Origin of the sequence: Shewanella inventionis (genome assembly GCF_014641855.1) — a bacterium.
Classification (GTDB): domain Bacteria; phylum Pseudomonadota; class Gammaproteobacteria; order Enterobacterales; family Shewanellaceae; genus Shewanella; species Shewanella inventionis.
On record NZ_BMII01000005.1, the window covers coordinates 158,967 to 174,956 of the forward strand.

Below are 15,990 nucleotides of genomic sequence, written 5' to 3' on the forward strand. Positions count from 1 at the left end.
TATACAAACAAAGAGTTAATCCATTGTGACTGAAATCTGGTTTTGTTGCATTTGTTTTTTTGCTAAACGCTTTGTTCTATCACGAATATCACCCGCTAATTGACCACAAGCTGCATCAATATCATCGCCACGAGTTTTACGAACAATAACCGTTAAACCGTACTCCATCAATACTTTAGAAAAACGGTCTATGCGAGAATTCGATGATCGGCCATAGGGCGAACCCGGGTATGGATTAAACGGAATTAAATTAATTTTACATGGCGTGTCTTTCATTAGCTTAGCTAACTCATGCGCCTGATCTGTACTGTCGTTGATATGATCGAGCATCACATACTCAACTGTCACTCGGCCACGGTTGGCGTTAGATTTCGCTAAATACCGGCGAATACCCGCTAAAAACTCTTGTAGCGGATACTTTTTGTTTACAGGCACAAGAACGTTACGTAATTCATCATTAGGGGCGTGAATACTCACAGCCAATGCCACATCAATGGCGTCGCCAAGTTTATCTAAGGCAGGTACAACACCAGAGGTTGACAAGGTCACACGACGTTTAGATAAACTAAAGCCAAAGTCATCTAACATAATATCCATTGCAGGGATCACGTTAGCAAGATTGAGTAAGGGCTCGCCCATGCCCATCATTACAACGTTCGAAATTGGGCGGTCGCCTGTGTCTTTGTGAAACCCTAAAAACTGCGACACTCGCCAAACCTGGCCCACAATTTCAGACACGCTTAGGTTACGGTTGAACCCTTGTTGTGCGGTAGAGCAAAAAGTACACTCGAGTGCACAACCCACTTGAGAAGACACACATAATGTCGCGCGGTCTTCTTCAGGTATATACACAGTTTCAACTTCTTGGCCTTGGCCGACATTGATAGCAAATTTAATGGTGCCATCATTGGATTTTTGAAAACTTGAAATTTCTGGTGCAACAATTTCACATTTAGCGGCAAGCTTAGCTCGCAACACTTTGTTAATATTGTTCATTTCTTCAAAGTCACTGACGCCAAAGTGATAAATCCACTTCATTAATTGATCGGCACGAAACGGTTTTTCACCCATTTCGCTGAACAACGCTCGCAGTCCTTTACGATCAAGATCTAATAAATTGATTTTTTTCACACTCATCCGCCTAACCTCAAAAAACACCAAAACCTGCAACAGGGCGGCAAATTATACAGGTAGCATGGTGTTTTAGCCAGTATATCTAAATTAAGCGTCGTAGGTTTTAATACTCATGTTCTTTCGCCATAAAAGTAGTTGGTTTTAAGCGTTTTGATGACCGCAATTTATGCTCACCAGATAGCGGTAAAAAATGATGATAACAACAGCAAATGCCTTAATATAAACAAGTGATTTCACCTAACGATTAACATAAGTTAACTTAATTAAAATACAGAGAAAATTTCAGATTATATTCACAATGCTTGTGATATTCTTGCGCTGGGCCATGTGGCCTGCCATGAGGAAGTATTTACTTTCACTGTATGATAACCCTTTTATTAATTGTATTTTTTGCTATATCCATTTCATTTTTATGCAGTATTTTTGAAGCCGTGCTTCTTTCCGTCACGCCAAGCTATATTGCTAATCTAAAAGAACACTCGCCAAATATTGCTGCTAGATTGCACAAGCAAAAACAAAATATTGACTCACCATTAGTTTCAATTCTCACACTTAACACAATATCCCACACTATGGGTGCATCTGTTGCTGGCGCACAAGCCGCCATCATTTTTGGCAGTGAAATGCTTGGTGTGTTTTCTGCAGTGCTTACTTTTTTGATTTTGTTTTTTTCTGAAATCATCCCCAAAATTATTGGAGCAAATCACTGGCGAAAGTTAGCGCCTACGGTATCGCTATGCTTATATTGGATGGAAAAACTCACGTTGCCATTAATTTGGTTGTCGCAAAAAGTCACAGGGTTATTAGGTAAAGGCGATAAAAATTTATACATGCGCCAAGAATTGAGCGCCATGAACCAAATGGCTAAAGACAGCGGTGAGCTCAGTGAGCACGAATCACAAATACTGACCCAGATGTTGGCAATGAAAGACATGCCTGTAAGCCACATTATGACGCCACGTACAGTGATTTTTAAATTGCCAACCAACATGACAAACCAACAATTTGTTGAACAACATTTGAGCAGCCCGTTTACTCGCGTACCTGTTTACCAAGACGATAGAGACAACGTTATCGGTTATATCAATCGCAATGACATTATTTTACATGCCAGATCGGCCCCGCAAACAGCGATTGGCGATTTTGTCAAAAACCTGCTGGTTGTTCCCTCATCCGTAGACGTGTTGCCTTTGTTCCAAACCATGATTAAACGCAACAGTAAAATAGCTCTCATCGTTGATGAATATGGCTCAAGTGAAGGAATTGTGACCATTGAGGATATTATTGAAACGTTAATTGGCCTAGAAATTGTTGACTCAAAAGACATTGCCCCTGATATGCAAGCCTTTGCCCGTAAACTCTGGCAACGCCGCATTGAAAGCAAGGGGCTGGTCATTTACGCTGACGCCGAAACCAATTAGATCACAGCCTTAATAATGATTAGCCTCTCCCTATTGCTTGGGTGAGGCTATTTGTTCAACGGATGACAGCGTGATGCCCGATACGTTAAGATAGTGACATTACACAGAGGGAACTAATGCAAAATTCTTATCGTTTATCCATCGCTCATATCAACGACACACATTCTAACTTTGAACCAAGCCCCGTCCAATTTTCGTTAACGACAAACCAACAAACCTATAAGTTGGAAGGACATTCTGGTGGTTATGCTCGTTTAGGTTTTCAAATAGAGCAGGCAAGAGCGCAAGCTGCATTGCAGCAAACCCCTTTTTTATTTTTACATGGAGGCGATAGCTTTCAGGGCACCTTGTATTTTCGCGAATTTCAAGGCGCCGCTAATGCTCATTTGCTTAATTTACTCAAGCCTGACGCCATGGTTTTAGGCAATCATGAAATTGATGCTGGTAACAGCCCAGTTCAAGCTTTTTTGAATCGGATTAATTTTCCAGTACTGGCCGGCAACATGGATTTAAGCCATGAAGATAGACTAAAAACGGGCAGATTATATGGTCACCCCATGCTGTACGATTTTGATGACACCAGCGAAACAGCTAAAGTGTTAATTAAGCCCTTTCACGACAAAAAAATGGCCATTATTGGCATCACCTTAGATCAAATGCGTTTAATCGCCCGCCCCGATCCTGACACCCATTTTGTCAATGCGATTGATACCACGCGAAAAACCATCGCCCGTTTAACACAGCAAGGCATTAAGCACATTATTGTGTTAAGTCATTTAGGGTTAGATCAAGACCGCGAATTAGCCGAGCAAGTAGACGGCATCAGTATTATCATTGGTGGCCATTCACATACGTTACAAGGTCAAATGCGTGATATAGGCCTGAGCGATATCCCTTATGCCGAAACCATTAATAACACTCCTATACTGCATGCGGGAAAATATGCCGAAACACTGGGTTTGGCCGAGGTAATATTTGACCAACACGGCACTGTCACACAGCTTGTGGGTAATAATTACTTTATGCTCGATGACAAAATAACCGTAACACATGCGGTTAACCACAGCACAGTTGACATCACTACCTCTAACCTACTCGTTAAGCAATTATTTGCTCACCCAAGTATTAGGGGAGCCCAACACGATGAACATATACATCAAGTGATCCACACTCAATATCGACCATCTTTGGATGCATTAGAAAACCAAATATTAGCCCATATTCCCCGCGACTTTATCCATACTCGATTACCGAGTAAACACTTGCCTCACGGCAGTGAAATTGCACCTTGGGTTAGCAGAAGCATGTACAAATCGGCTAAACGCATAGAGCCTAATATTGATTTTGCATTACATAATGCTGGCGGTGTCAGGCAGTCTTTAAACAAAGGCCAACTGTCTTTAGCTGATGTAGTAGGACGTATTTTGCCCTTTGAGCTTCCACTCACCCTGTATCAAATTATGGGTAAATACATTATCGAAGCACTAGAATCATCGATTAACTGCGCCACAAATAACGGCATTATGGGAACAGGAGCCGGAAGCTTCCCCTACCCTTACGGACTGCGCTACTTTTACGATGGTAAAAAAGCCAAAGGCCAGCGCATTACTCAAATTGAAATTTATAAACAAGATGCCTGGCAGCCCTTACAGGAAGATAAACTGTATATTGGCGTTTCTAGCGCTTATACCGCAGCAGGTAAAGAAGGTTACGATGCCTTATTACATGCTCACTGGCAGCAACCTATTGAGCACCAAACGCTGCCAGAAGCCTTTGTTGACTTTGTTAGCCAGCACGGACATTTAATTGGCGGGCAACTTTTTGCGAATGTTCACTACATTAGCCATCGTGACCCCTAACTAAACCGACAGTGATAATATGGGGTAGATCACAGACCCCATCTTCCTTACATGCTTAAATGCTGAAGTAATCCCTTGAGGATCTCTTTTAAATTGTATGACAGGACACTATATGAAAGCTAAATTGATTGCGCTTGCTGCCGCTACCACCCTAGCATTAGGGATTTCTTCTGTATGGGCTCAAGGTGCATTACATCAAGGTGAAGTACTCGACACCATGAATGGCGGTGGGTATACCTATGTGCAGATTAAAGAAGCAGACAAAACATACTGGGCTGCAGGGCCACAAGCACAGGTTAAAAAAGGTGACACGGTTGAAGTGACCGAACAAATGTGGATGACCGATTTTGCTAGCTCAAGCTTAAATAGAACATTTGATAAAATCATGTTTGTGGGCAATATCAGTAAAAAGTAGTTCTTTAAAACAGTAAAAGTCGACATAATTGACCAATCATTAAGATTGGTCTTTTTTATGGAAAACTCCCACATACTGCACTGCCGCATAGTTGATTTTTCACCTCGCTTTGCAAGCGAAGTGAGCCAGCTTTACCACTCTGCCGTACAGCATATTGACCACCCAAGATACCCACAAGCTAAATTAAACGCTTGGTCAGAAGCGCCTCGCTCAACTAAGTTTTGGCAATTAAAATACCAACGCAATAAAGCCTGGCTCGCGTTAAATCATCAAAACAAAGTAATAGGCTTTATCAGTATCGAAACCCAATTTAAGCATCAAGGCTATATAGACTGCCTGTATGTTGCCCCAACACATCAACATCGTGGTATTGCTCAGGCACTGTTTCAACAATTAGTGCAATGGGCTCAACAGCAAGACTACCCCCAACTAACCGTTGACGCGTCATATTTATCTAAAGGATTGTTTGAAAAAAATGGCTTTACGCTAAATCACGTTAGTTACCAGTTAAAACGCGGCCAAACCTTCACAGGGTTTTACATGCAAAAACAACTAACAGACTTAGCAAATTAGGAGTAAACACAAAACGGCAATAGGTCAGTTCGCACTGCTGGCAAAGTGAAATTATCGTTTCAAAAGCGGTTGTAACATTTCTTCTAGGCCATTGAGTTTAACCTCGTACATCAAGGCTAACTGTTCACCGAGCTTCCCCTCTGGAAAACCCTTTGCATGAAACCACACCAAATAAGGTTCAGGTAATTGCAACAACTTACGCCCGGCATACTTTCCAAAAGGCATCGTTTGATTAATCTTGTTGTTCGTGCATCAGCTAGTCCTTAGATCTATTGTTAATGGATTTTAACACACGCATTTAACGTTTTAGCCAAGGGGATTCTTCATATTCATTATATCAATTGGCTATATCAAACAAGTTAAATAGAAATATTAGCAATATAACATTCAGTGACACGGCAGATAACACCACTGACATCACATCTCTCATTGCTGTTAGTCATCAAAAAAACGCAGTAAGTAATTATCATATTTAACTTTTAAGTAACATTGACACCTCAAATTAATGACTGTCAACTTTCTGCCATTTTGAGTATTTGCGTCAATAAAAAAGCGTACTGACAATTACAAAAAAACGTCAAAAATCAGCTAATTGACGAAAGCCACACAACAACATACAGTTATATTAAGCACAAAATTTGGCCATGGTATGCCCTACTGTTGCCCGATATAGAGGACAATGTTGATGATTATATTAGTCGGTGGAGAAAAAGGCGGCAGTGGTAAAAGCTGCATAGCGCAAAACATTGCGGTTTTTTTAACTACAGAAGCTCACGCCAGTGTCATTATGGTAGATTGCGATCCCCAGCGCACCACATCAGATTGGATCCAGGCACGCAATAATAACCCAGATTTACCAACCATTAACTGCGTGCAATTATATGGCAAAATTCGTAATGACTTACTAAGCCTAGAGCAGCACTACGACTATGTCATTGTCGATTGTGGCGGTCAAGATAACCTTGCCCTACGCGCTTCGATGTCGGTCGCCTCACATGTACTAATGCCATTAAGACCCAAGCGCCGTGATTTAAAAACCGTTAGCCACATGGACGATATTATCTCTACTTGCTTAATGATAAACCCAAAAATGCAAGCATCTTTTGTCATTACCCAATGCCCGAGTTTACCGAACCAAGCGAACCGTATTACAGAAGCTAAAGAAGTATGCCGTACATACAACGTTAATGTACTTGACGCGATCAACTACAGTAGAAATATTTATGACGACAGCGAAGAATCGGGATTATCGGTGTTCGAGTTAGAACCTAAGGGTAAAGCAACAGAAGAAATGCGCAGCATTGCCTGCGAATTACTAGGCATAACAGATGCAAAACAACTAATTGAACAACGCAATAATATCACTAACGTGAACACTTTGAGAGGAAATTATGGGACTAGCCGATCTCAAGAAAAACGCTTCGTTATGTAAAAGCGACCGCCCCATTGCGATTACAGTAGATGACTTTATTGCCGCAGCCGACTTGTATGCAGCAGGGCTTAACACGCGCTCTTCGGATTGCATTAACGCCATTGCCAAGCCAACCAACGTAGTGGATTTTTTACAAAGAAAATATCAACAGCACAATACCATGACGCAAACATCGCCTGTGCCCAAAAAGCCATACAAGCGTTGTACTTTTACCTTAAGTGAGACTGCTATAGAACAACTAACAACATTGAGCCAAACAGGACAAGTAGCAAAATCCAAGCTTATTAGGCAACTCATAGCACATTATTTTTCACTAACGCCTGAGCAGCAAAAACGTATCGACGCAAATTTTAACGACTAAACTCAACTCAAATTTACCGCTTTTACAGTCTATCCCCACCCTTTGCTGGCAGCAAATTGAGCCATTTTATTTGTATGCCAGTATTTTTCTCCCTTGCTTGAATTTAACCCAATCCTCCCCCATTAAGAGTTTATGGCTGTTATCATTAGGAAAACCAATGCTAGCGATTGTACTTGTCGTCATTGTGTCACTATTAGCGATCGCATGGATTGGCACTAGCCGCTGGCGTAAACAGCGGCAACGAAAACGCATTACCTCTAAGCCCTTTCCACATGCATGGCGCGCAATACTTAAAGCTCGTTTTCCATATTTTAAAGCCATGCCAACCGATCTACAGTTACAGCTCAAAAAGCACATCCAGGTGTTTATTGAAGAAAAGCAATTTGTGGGCTGCAATGGCTTTACCATCAATGACGAAGTAAAAGTAACCATTGCCGCACAGGCCTGCTTATTGTTGCTTAATCGCCAAACAGACTATTACCCCAAATTGAAACAAATCCTTGTTTACCCCGCCGCGTTTATTGTTGAGCAAAATCGAACTGATATGGCTGGCGTTCAATCGACCCAACGCAATATTTTACTAGGTGAGTCTTGGGAATATGGCAAAGTAGTATTGTCATGGCACAGCACATTGGAAGGCGCCGCAGATCCCTTTGACGGCAGTAATGTTGTGATCCACGAATTTGCACACCAACTGGATCAAGAAGATGGCAGCGCTAATGGTGCACCACCGCTTCGCGACATCACGACATACCGTTCATGGTCGCAAACATTAGGCGAAGAATTTAAACAACTTCAGCATTGCGCAGCTCACCATAAACCGTCATTATTTAATTATTATGGTGCCACTAATCCAGCAGAGTTTTTTGCCGTGATCAGTGAAACGTTTTTTGAACGTCCAGTTGAGTTTTACCAGCAACACCAAAAACTGTATCAGGAGTTAAGCCAGTTTTATCACTTAGATCCAATGCATTGGCACTAACACTTAACTAAATTGAATTGAATTGACACAAAAACAACATCAATAATCTAAGGGACACTATGCAATCGATTATTCACCGACTTGGTTTTATCGCTATGTTAGTCACTACAGCTGCGGCATTTGACTTACATGCAGCACAGGCTAATGCACAAACTCCAGACCAAACTGAGCAAAAAAATATTGCCGTGAGCGAGCATGTGAGTTCAGAAAGCCAGGCTGTTATTAACGATCTTAACCACAAAACAGACTTGGTCGATAGCCAGGGGTTATCAGCAGAAAACAGCCAGGCCGTAAGCGCAATACTCAACAAATTACATGAAAGTGCAGCTGTCGCCGACTGGAGCACCTATTTCAGTTTATACCATCCACAGGCGGTATTTATTGGCACAGATAACTCAGAACGGTGGAATATGGTTGAATTTGAGCGATATGCTAAACCGACCAAAGGTTGGCGATATGAGCTTCAATCTCGCCACTTATTACAAATCGATGATACGATTTTATTTGACGAGCAATTGTATAGTTCAGCGTATGGCGTTAGCCGTGGCACAGGCGCGCTAGTTAACACAGAGCAAGGCTGGAAAATAGCTCAATACCATTTAAGTTTTCCGATCCCTAATGATAAAGCGAAACGTATCACCAGCTTAATTATGCAGTAGCAATACAGTTGCAAGGCAATAAAAAAGAGATGGCCATTAGCCATCTCTTTTTTATTCACGCCCTAACATCAGCTCATCGACACGGTAAAACACACATTCGCTAACTGACAAAAATGGGTAAAGCTGTCGTTATCTTGTTGTTCAAAATGCCGACTACTCACATGTCGATCGGCATAAAATAACCCTAGCACTTTAGTACCGACAGTCAGTGGTGCGATTAAAAATCCAAACGATGATAACTTCTCGACTAGCGGATCGTCTAATTGCACTTTGCAGTCCTGCGACGAAGGCGCGTTAACCCAAATACTTCTTTTTTGTTCAATACATTGGCTAAATACTGATTGGGGATCATTTAACTCAATCACAAACGCTTGCTTAAGCATTTCTGCATCTTCGCCCATCATAACTCTAGGCTGAAGCAATTTACGACTAGGTGATAATAATAAAACCCCGCAACGGTCGACACCAACGCCCGTTAAAATACCTTCTAGGGTCGCTTGCATAATTTGGTTAAAGTCTGTTTTAACGACAGCATATTGGGTTAACTGACGTAACTTGCTAAGTTGATAGCCTTGATCTGTCTGGCGTACTAACACACCTTGCTCAGGCGAGTTGTCACTTTCGAGTAAACAAGTCGTATCAGGTAAATAGGACACTATTGCTTTGGCACCATAAGCGATCGCCAATTTTTGTGTATTCTCACTGCAATGCATGACTCGTTTAGTCATTTCTTCAACACTCACATCAATCAACTCTGCTGCCTGCGTGAGGTATTTTTGCAATTCTTTTGGGTTAACATCAGACTGAATTAACGCTTCAGACAACTTATCGGCAATAAAAACACAGCGAATTTCGGGCATACGTTCATCGGGTTGCAAAAGTGACTTTTGCAATACCTCACCTAAGCCCCAACTGCGAGCAATACCTTGAGTAAGTTGCAAAAATGAGGCGCCCAACTCAGATCGAATAATAAAATTTTGCTCCGTTTTATCGGTCACGCTGACTAATTTACGGTCAAGAGAATCGGTAAACTCTCCCCCCATACTCCAAAAGGCACTTTCACCAATTCGATATAACAACGAGGCAATAAACACTTCTTCGCGTAACGCATCGCCTCTGCCATTCATCATCATTCGCGCCAGCATAGCCGCTTGAAACGACTGAGCCATGAGTTTTAATAACCGCTGATATACGCCTTCAGACAAGTGTTTATTTTCTAGCAAGCTGGTCAGTAGTTTGGCGGTAATACAAATATTGCGGATAGTATCAAAACCTAGCACAACCGCAGCGCGGCTCACTGTTGAAACTTGATTAATCCCCTTGTTATAAATAGCACTGTTCGCGACACGTAAAATACGTGACGTGAGCGCATTATCATGCATCACGCTGCGGCCGAGTAACGCCATAGAGGACACATCATCTTTTGCTAACTTTTCTAAACTTCGAACCGTTGAACATAACGCGGGCATTTCTTGATCACTGATGCGTTTAGTCCAGTAATCGGCACCTTTTGACTGAATAGAGGGTTTCAAAAATTAACCTAACTGTAACAAGTAGTCTTTTGAGTATACTCAATTTTAATAAAATATTGCGTGCTGTTTTTATTTTATTGTACACATGTCTAAAAATGATTGTACCTTGAACGGTATGGGTTACTTTAAGCACAAACAACAAAAAAAAACGGCTCAAAAGAGCCGCAATCACAATGATGTGGTTGGAAAGCTTACGGGTAGGAAGTACCCAATAAATTAACATCAACAACTAAGCAAAAGCTTATGATTTAACACATTGGATAAAAATCCCGTGCGACCTGTAGGTGAGCCGCACGGGGTTACAACAGCCACAAAGTGGCCAAACTTGTAAATCGGTAAAACTAACGTTTAAAACTGTTCTTCTTCAGTTGACCCTGTTAAAGCCGTTACCGAAGATTTACCACCTTGGATACAGGTAGTCACCTGGTCAAAGTAGCCTGTACCCACTTCTTGCTGATGCGACACGAAGGTATAGCCTTTTTTCGCTGCCGCAAATTCAACTTCTTGCACTTTTTCGACATAATGCTTCATGCCTTCACCGCGCGCATAGTCATAGGCTAAATCGAACATGTTGTACCACATGTTATGAATGCCCGCTAACGTGATAAACTGGTACTTGTACCCCATGTTTGATAGCTCTTGTTGGAACTTAGCAATCGTTGCATCGTCTAGGTTCTTCTTCCAATTAAATGAAGGAGAACAGTTATAAGCCAGTAATTGGTCTGGATATTGAGCATGAATTGCTTCAGCAAATTTTTTCGCTTCTTCAAGACATGGCTTAGCCGTTTCACACCAAATTAAGTCAGCATAAGGTGCATAAGCAAGGCCGCGAGAAATTGCCTGGTCTAACCCAGCTTTCACACGGTAAAAACCTTCACTTGTACGCTCACCCGTCACAAAATCACGGTCGTACTCGTCACAGTCAGACGTCATTAAATCTGCCGCATTGGCGTCAGTACGCGCAATAACAAGCGTTGGTACACCACTCACATCAGCCGCTAAACGTGCAGCAACCAGTTTTTGCACCGCTTCTTGAGTCGGTACTAATACTTTACCGCCCATGTGGCCACATTTTTTAACAGACGCTAATTGGTCTTCAAAGTGAACACCTGCAGCGCCAGCATCAATCATCGACTTCATCAATTCAAATGCGTTTAATACGCCACCAAAACCGGCTTCTGCGTCAGCAACAATCGGTAAAAAGTAGTCAGTGTAGTTCTCATCACCTGGGTTAACTTCTTTACTCCATTGAATTTGATCTGCACGGCGGAACGAGTTATTAATTCGGCTAACAACAGCAGGTACAGAGTTTGCTGGATATAACGATTGGTCTGGGTACATAGTGCCCGCTAAGTTTGCATCTGCCGCAACCTGCCAACCAGAAAGGTAAATGGCTTCAATACCCGCTTTTGCCTGTTGAACCGCTTGACCACCGGTAAGTGCACCTAACGAGTTAACATAGCCTTTTTTAGCACCGCCGTTGACCAGCTCCCACAATTTAGCTGCACCACGTTGTGCAATGGTGTTTTCTGGAACGATAGATCCCCGTAATGCCACCACTTCTTCAGCTGTAAAAGGACGTTTAACGCCTTTCCAACGTGGATTTTCAGCCCAGTCTTTTTTAATCGCATCAATCTGTTGCTGGCGAGTTAATGGTGTCGTCATAATGTCACTCCTTCCTGAGTAATTAAGTTGGCAAAGTCAATCGATTCAACCTTGCGCTATGTTTGTACATAAAAGGGTTAAAAGCCGTCTCTACGCCGTTAACAATTCGTAACCAGGCAAGGTTAAAAAGTCGACTAACTCATCTGAGGTTGTGATCTGTTCAAACAATGCAGCTGCCTGAGTAAATTGACCGGCGTTAAAGCGTTCGCTACCGAGCTCTTTTTTCACATTGGCGGTTTCTTCTTTGAGCATGTCTTTGAACAAAGCTTTAGTGACTAATTTGCCATTCGATAAACTCTTTTGATGTTTAATCCACTGCCAAATCGATGTACGCGAAATCTCTGCTGTGGCAGCATCTTCCATCAAGCCGTAAATGGGTACACAACCATTACCCTGGATCCAGGCCTCAATGTATTGCAGCGCGATACGAATATTGAGTCTCATCCCTTCTTCAGTGCGCTCACCAGCACAAGGCTCTAATAACTCGCTGGCTAAAATTGGCGCATCTACATCGCGGGTTATATGCAGTTGATTGGTTTTATCGCCACCAATGTAATCATTAAAAATCTGCATGGCGGTATCGGCTAAACCAGGATGTGCAACCCAGGTACCATCATGGCCATTACGCGCTTCTAGCTCTTTGTCACCACGCACTTTTTGCAATACTTTAGCGTTGGTGTCTTCATCTTTAGCCGGAATAAACGCAGCCATACCGCCCATGGCTAATGCGCCACGCTTATGACAGGTTTTAATCAGTAAACGTGAGTAAGCACTTAAAAACCTAGTGTCCATTGTTACTGCCTGACGGTCTGGGAGTACTCGGTCAGGGTAATTTTTTAAGGTTTTAATGTAGCTAAAGATATAATCCCAACGGCCACAATTAAGTGCGACAATATTTGAGCGAAGTTCATATAAAATCTCTTCCATTTCAAATACGGCTGGGAGGGTTTCAATTAAACAGGTGCATTTGATGGTGCCAGGCTTTAAGCAAAAACGTTCTTCAACAAACGCAAATACTTTTGCCCACCAACGCGCTTCAACATGGCTTTCTAACTTAGGAATATAAAAGTATGGCCCTGATTTTTTTGCTAACAACTGCCGATAGTTGTGATAAAAATACATCGCAAAATCAACAAGAGCGCCAGGCACAGGGGCACCTTTATAAAGCACGTGCTTTTCATTTAAGTGCAAACCACGAACACGAGCAATTAACACTGCTGGATCTGGGTTTAACGAATAATGTTTACCCGTTTCTGGTGCAGTAAATGAAATATCACCGTTTACGGCATCGCGCAGGTTAATTTGCCCTTCAACCACTTTTTGCCAGCTTGGCGCTAACGAGTCTTCAAAGTCTGCCATAAACACTTTTACATTGGCGTTTAGGGCATTAATGATCATTTTGCGGTCTACAGGACCTGTTATCTCGACTCGACGATCAGTTAAATCTTCAGGGATGCCACGAATGGTCCAGTCACCATAACGAATAGCGCGGGTTTCAGGTAAAAAATCAGGTAACTCACCCGCATCAATTCGCGCTTGCTTTTGCTTACGTTTAGCCAACAAATCTGGTACTTCTGCCGCAAACTTTGCACACAAAGAATTTAAAAAGGCCACAGCACCGGTATTGAACACTTGCTGCTGACCTTCTATTTTTGGGCCAACAAAAGTAATGTCGGTTGTTACAGCATCATCAGTTGTTGTTTTGTTGTATTGAGCTACCAATTGTTCTGCCGTCATAATATGGATCCCTAAGCACTGCATTTTTTTATTGATCATTATCAGAGTGACAACTCAAACATCTGCACTAAGCGTTTCTTTGCTTGTTACTTACTTTGGTTCCACAAGCTTTGGTGCAACAAGCGCCGCTTTGAGTGCGTCGGCTCATTTTTAAATTGTTCTTGTTGTCTATTTGTTAAATCACAAATTAACACTTTCAAATGTTTGTTTCGTACTAAAAACTAACCAGAAACGTTTGTAATTGCAACAGTTTGAAATTGACCAAACCCAATGTTACCCGTGCTAAAACACCTGAGTAAATTGGTATTACCAACAACACAAAAGCATAATAAACAACTGTTTTATATAATATTTAAATTTTAGAATTTATACTCTAAATATTGGGCTTAAAATTCATCTTACCAATTTACCAGTAAACAATAATGGTAAAATAAGTTGTTATAATATTACATAATGTAATATTTAATTTACATAACTTTAGTCTACATATATAAGTCAAACAAATTGGCCACGTTTTGAGCTTACCTTTAAGGAAAGCAATTATAATTAATAAAAACATATGGATAACAAACTTCGCAAACAGCCTTGATTCAAACAACCGTTTAAATGCTACGTTAACGTAAACGTAAGAATAAGGAGCGGATTTAGGCTTAAAAACGTGAGTTACGTCACCCGATCAACAAGGGCTGACTAATTGGTTTTTTTGAAAAAAAATGCAATTTTTTTCTAAAAACAATAACAAAATCTCTAGGTTGGTGCATTTCAATGGTAATTAAGGTTCTAAATGGTGCATATCGGTTGGAGTAGAAACTAAAAAAAACGAGCCTGGTGATCTTTGCTGGTTGAATGTTGTTCAATATAAAAAGGATTAAGCGCGGCGAACAATTGCCACCTTTATCCCCTTGTGAATGTGTGATCAGATATTGCATAGAAAAAGTCGTTTAGAATAAGGCAGAAATTGCAGCAAGCTCGTTGTTCTACTTTCAAGATGTCGAGTAGAGAAGTTATAGGCGATGTGGATCCGTAAGAATGATCACATTCTTTTGCTGATTAGTATTAAGCTGGATCAGAGGGGGTATGAGGTGCGAATGAATTGTCATAGCACACAACACAATTTCGGCCATTGTGTTTTGCACGATAAAGCGCTAAATCTGCACGTTGGATAAGAGGGTCTAGACTAAGATCGTCCTTGTTTGCATAGCTCACGCCACCGCTAACGGTAATCGTAAACTCATGACCAGAGTAACGAGTATTAATTTGCGATACTTCAATGCGTATGCGTTCTGCAAATTCCATGGCGCTAAGCTTATCAATTTTCGGCATAAAGATGGCAAACTCCTCGCCACCCATGCGGGTAAATATATCGTTTGGGCGTAATAACGCTGCTATCACCGCGGTGAATTTTTTAAGTGCCCAATCACCTGTAGCATGACCAAACTGATCATTGATATTTTTAAATAAGTCCAAATCCATTAACAACACACAAAATGGCTCTCTTGCAGTTTGTGCTTCTATAAATTCGTTTTCGGCCAACTCCTGGCCTGTTCGGCGATTAAAAATACCCGTTAAACCATCACATTGCGCTTGTTTCATAAATTGGTTACGTTGCATCCATGCTGAAATAAGTAACAATAATAATCCAACTGAAACGCCCACAAGTAAGGTTGAAAACATGATTGATGAACTCTTTTCTTTCATAAAGAGATCTTTTTGTTGCATCAATAACTCATGATCCTGAATTAAACTGGTGTTTTCTCGGTTTTTTTCAACACTGTCAAAACGAGCCATTTGATACGCATTTTCCTTTACTTTTTGCTCGTTTAAAATCTGTAAGCTCAGCGCATTTGCTACCACTTGGTATTGATAAGCTTTATCAAATTGCCCGCGTTTACCCGCCACCAGCGACAAGGCTTCGTTAGCCCGCTTTTTCACTAAAAGATTATTGGGCGCTAAGGGCAACTCATTCACTTTTTCAGCAAAAAATTCAGCCTGTTGAAACCTGTCTAAATAAAAATACGTCATGCCTAAGTAAGCGTGTATTTCATTAATTTCAACCTCAAATTTAAACTTTTGATATCCTTCTAATGCGGTTACATAGACAGGATCTTTAGCAATAAACCTATATTTTAGATAGAAAAAAGGCCTTATTTATGATCTGATAATTGTCGCCAAACAAATCAACATGACCAATAAATAAAGCCGATGACAATTATCACCTTA

At 41.3% G+C, this 15,990-nt stretch carries 14 protein-coding genes; 8 read left to right on the plus strand and 6 right to left on the minus strand.

Going from position 1 to position 15,990, the window contains the following annotated elements; translation table 11 throughout:
- Positions 1 to 15: 15 nt before the first annotated feature.
- The gene (gene rlmN, locus IEW93_RS04495; RefSeq protein WP_188737330.1) at positions 16 to 1,137 is read right to left on the minus strand and encodes a dual-specificity RNA methyltransferase RlmN; all 1,122 of its coding nucleotides are present in this window, start codon (positions 1,135 to 1,137) and stop codon (positions 16 to 18) included.
- Between the two features lie 359 nt (positions 1,138 to 1,496).
- On the opposite strand from rlmN, the gene IEW93_RS04500 reads away from it, so the two are divergent.
- The 4 genes from IEW93_RS04500 (at position 1,497) to IEW93_RS04515 (ending at position 5,402) form a co-directional block, all read left to right on the plus strand.
- Complete coding sequence (locus tag IEW93_RS04500) at positions 1,497 to 2,555, plus strand: CNNM domain-containing protein (protein WP_188737332.1); 1,059 nt, start codon at positions 1,497 to 1,499, stop codon at positions 2,553 to 2,555.
- A 116-nt stretch (positions 2,556 to 2,671) separates the two neighbouring features.
- Positions 2,672 to 4,414, plus strand: coding sequence for a bifunctional metallophosphatase/5'-nucleotidase (locus IEW93_RS04505; protein WP_188737334.1), 1,743 nt, complete (start codon positions 2,672 to 2,674; stop codon positions 4,412 to 4,414).
- A 112-nt stretch (positions 4,415 to 4,526) separates the two neighbouring features.
- On the plus strand, positions 4,527 to 4,829 hold the full coding sequence (locus tag IEW93_RS04510) for an NrfJ (RefSeq protein WP_188737336.1): 303 nt from the start codon (positions 4,527 to 4,529) through the stop codon (positions 4,827 to 4,829).
- Positions 4,830 to 4,886: 57 nt separating this feature from the next.
- On the plus strand, positions 4,887 to 5,402 hold the full coding sequence (locus IEW93_RS04515) for a GNAT family N-acetyltransferase (RefSeq protein WP_188737338.1): 516 nt from the start codon (positions 4,887 to 4,889) through the stop codon (positions 5,400 to 5,402).
- A 51-nt stretch (positions 5,403 to 5,453) separates the two neighbouring features.
- Here IEW93_RS04515 and IEW93_RS04520 read toward each other — a convergent pair whose 3' ends face one another.
- Positions 5,454 to 5,627 (minus strand): DUF3820 family protein, encoded by a 174-nt coding sequence (locus tag IEW93_RS04520; protein WP_188737340.1) that lies wholly within the window; start codon positions 5,625 to 5,627, stop codon positions 5,454 to 5,456.
- A gap of 460 nt (positions 5,628 to 6,087) precedes the next feature.
- Between IEW93_RS04520 and IEW93_RS04525 the strand changes: the two genes are divergently transcribed.
- The 4 genes from IEW93_RS04525 to IEW93_RS04540 all read left to right on the plus strand — a co-directional run bounded on the left by IEW93_RS04525 (position 6,088) and on the right by IEW93_RS04540 (position 8,836).
- On the plus strand, positions 6,088 to 6,834 hold the full coding sequence (locus IEW93_RS04525) for an AAA family ATPase (RefSeq protein ID WP_188737342.1): 747 nt from the start codon (positions 6,088 to 6,090) through the stop codon (positions 6,832 to 6,834).
- Positions 6,794 to 7,195, plus strand: coding sequence for a CopG family transcriptional regulator (locus tag IEW93_RS04530; protein WP_188737344.1), 402 nt, complete (start codon positions 6,794 to 6,796; stop codon positions 7,193 to 7,195). The genes IEW93_RS04525 and IEW93_RS04530 overlap by 41 nt, the downstream gene beginning before the upstream one ends.
- 157 nt (positions 7,196 to 7,352) lie before the next feature.
- Positions 7,353 to 8,177: a M90 family metallopeptidase gene (locus tag IEW93_RS04535; RefSeq protein ID WP_188737346.1), complete on the plus strand. Its 825-nt coding sequence runs from the start codon at positions 7,353 to 7,355 to the stop codon at positions 8,175 to 8,177.
- Positions 8,178 to 8,236: 59 nt separating this feature from the next.
- Entirely contained in the window at positions 8,237 to 8,836 is a 600-nt protein-coding gene (locus IEW93_RS04540; protein WP_188737348.1) for a nuclear transport factor 2 family protein, read from the plus strand.
- A 68-nt stretch (positions 8,837 to 8,904) separates the two neighbouring features.
- Here IEW93_RS04540 and IEW93_RS04545 read toward each other — a convergent pair whose 3' ends face one another.
- The 4 genes from IEW93_RS04545 to IEW93_RS04560 form a co-directional block, all read right to left on the minus strand.
- Positions 8,905 to 10,368, minus strand: a complete 1,464-nt coding sequence (locus tag IEW93_RS04545; protein ID WP_188737350.1) for an HDOD domain-containing protein — start codon at positions 10,366 to 10,368, stop codon at positions 8,905 to 8,907.
- Between the two features lie 348 nt (positions 10,369 to 10,716).
- The gene (gene aceA / locus IEW93_RS04550) at positions 10,717 to 12,033 is read right to left on the minus strand and encodes an isocitrate lyase (protein ID WP_188737351.1); all 1,317 of its coding nucleotides are present in this window, start codon (positions 12,031 to 12,033) and stop codon (positions 10,717 to 10,719) included.
- Positions 12,034 to 12,123: 90 nt separating this feature from the next.
- On the minus strand, positions 12,124 to 13,770 hold the full coding sequence (aceB, locus tag IEW93_RS04555; RefSeq protein WP_188737353.1) for a malate synthase A: 1,647 nt from the start codon (positions 13,768 to 13,770) through the stop codon (positions 12,124 to 12,126).
- A 1,056-nt stretch (positions 13,771 to 14,826) separates the two neighbouring features.
- On the minus strand, positions 14,827 to 15,792 hold the full coding sequence (locus IEW93_RS04560) for a GGDEF domain-containing protein (protein WP_188737355.1): 966 nt from the start codon (positions 15,790 to 15,792) through the stop codon (positions 14,827 to 14,829).
- Positions 15,793 to 15,990 lie beyond the last annotated feature (198 nt).

Excerpts from the sequence above, each read along its gene's own strand:
- aceB (WP_188737353.1), bottom strand. The coding sequence starts at position 13,770 with ATGACGGCAGAACAATTGGTAGCTCAATACAACAAAACAACAACTGAT.
- IEW93_RS04530 (WP_188737344.1), top strand. The coding sequence starts at position 6,794 with ATGGGACTAGCCGATCTCAAGAAAAACGCTTCGTTATGTAAAAGCGAC.
- IEW93_RS04500 (WP_188737332.1), top strand. The coding sequence starts at position 1,497 with ATGATAACCCTTTTATTAATTGTATTTTTTGCTATATCCATTTCATTT.
- IEW93_RS04525 (WP_188737342.1), top strand. The coding sequence starts at position 6,088 with ATGATTATATTAGTCGGTGGAGAAAAAGGCGGCAGTGGTAAAAGCTGC.
- IEW93_RS04510 (WP_188737336.1), top strand. The coding sequence starts at position 4,527 with ATGAAAGCTAAATTGATTGCGCTTGCTGCCGCTACCACCCTAGCATTA.
- aceA (WP_188737351.1), bottom strand. The coding sequence starts at position 12,033 with ATGACGACACCATTAACTCGCCAGCAACAGATTGATGCGATTAAAAAA.
- IEW93_RS04560 (WP_188737355.1), bottom strand. The coding sequence starts at position 15,792 with ATGACGTATTTTTATTTAGACAGGTTTCAACAGGCTGAATTTTTTGCT.
- IEW93_RS04540 (WP_188737348.1), top strand. The coding sequence starts at position 8,237 with ATGCAATCGATTATTCACCGACTTGGTTTTATCGCTATGTTAGTCACT.
- rlmN (WP_188737330.1), bottom strand. The coding sequence starts at position 1,137 with ATGAGTGTGAAAAAAATCAATTTATTAGATCTTGATCGTAAAGGACTG.
- IEW93_RS04520 (WP_188737340.1), bottom strand. The coding sequence starts at position 5,627 with ATGCCTTTTGGAAAGTATGCCGGGCGTAAGTTGTTGCAATTACCTGAA.
- IEW93_RS04505 (WP_188737334.1), top strand. The coding sequence starts at position 2,672 with ATGCAAAATTCTTATCGTTTATCCATCGCTCATATCAACGACACACAT.
- IEW93_RS04515 (WP_188737338.1), top strand. The coding sequence starts at position 4,887 with ATGGAAAACTCCCACATACTGCACTGCCGCATAGTTGATTTTTCACCT.
- IEW93_RS04535 (WP_188737346.1), top strand. The coding sequence starts at position 7,353 with ATGCTAGCGATTGTACTTGTCGTCATTGTGTCACTATTAGCGATCGCA.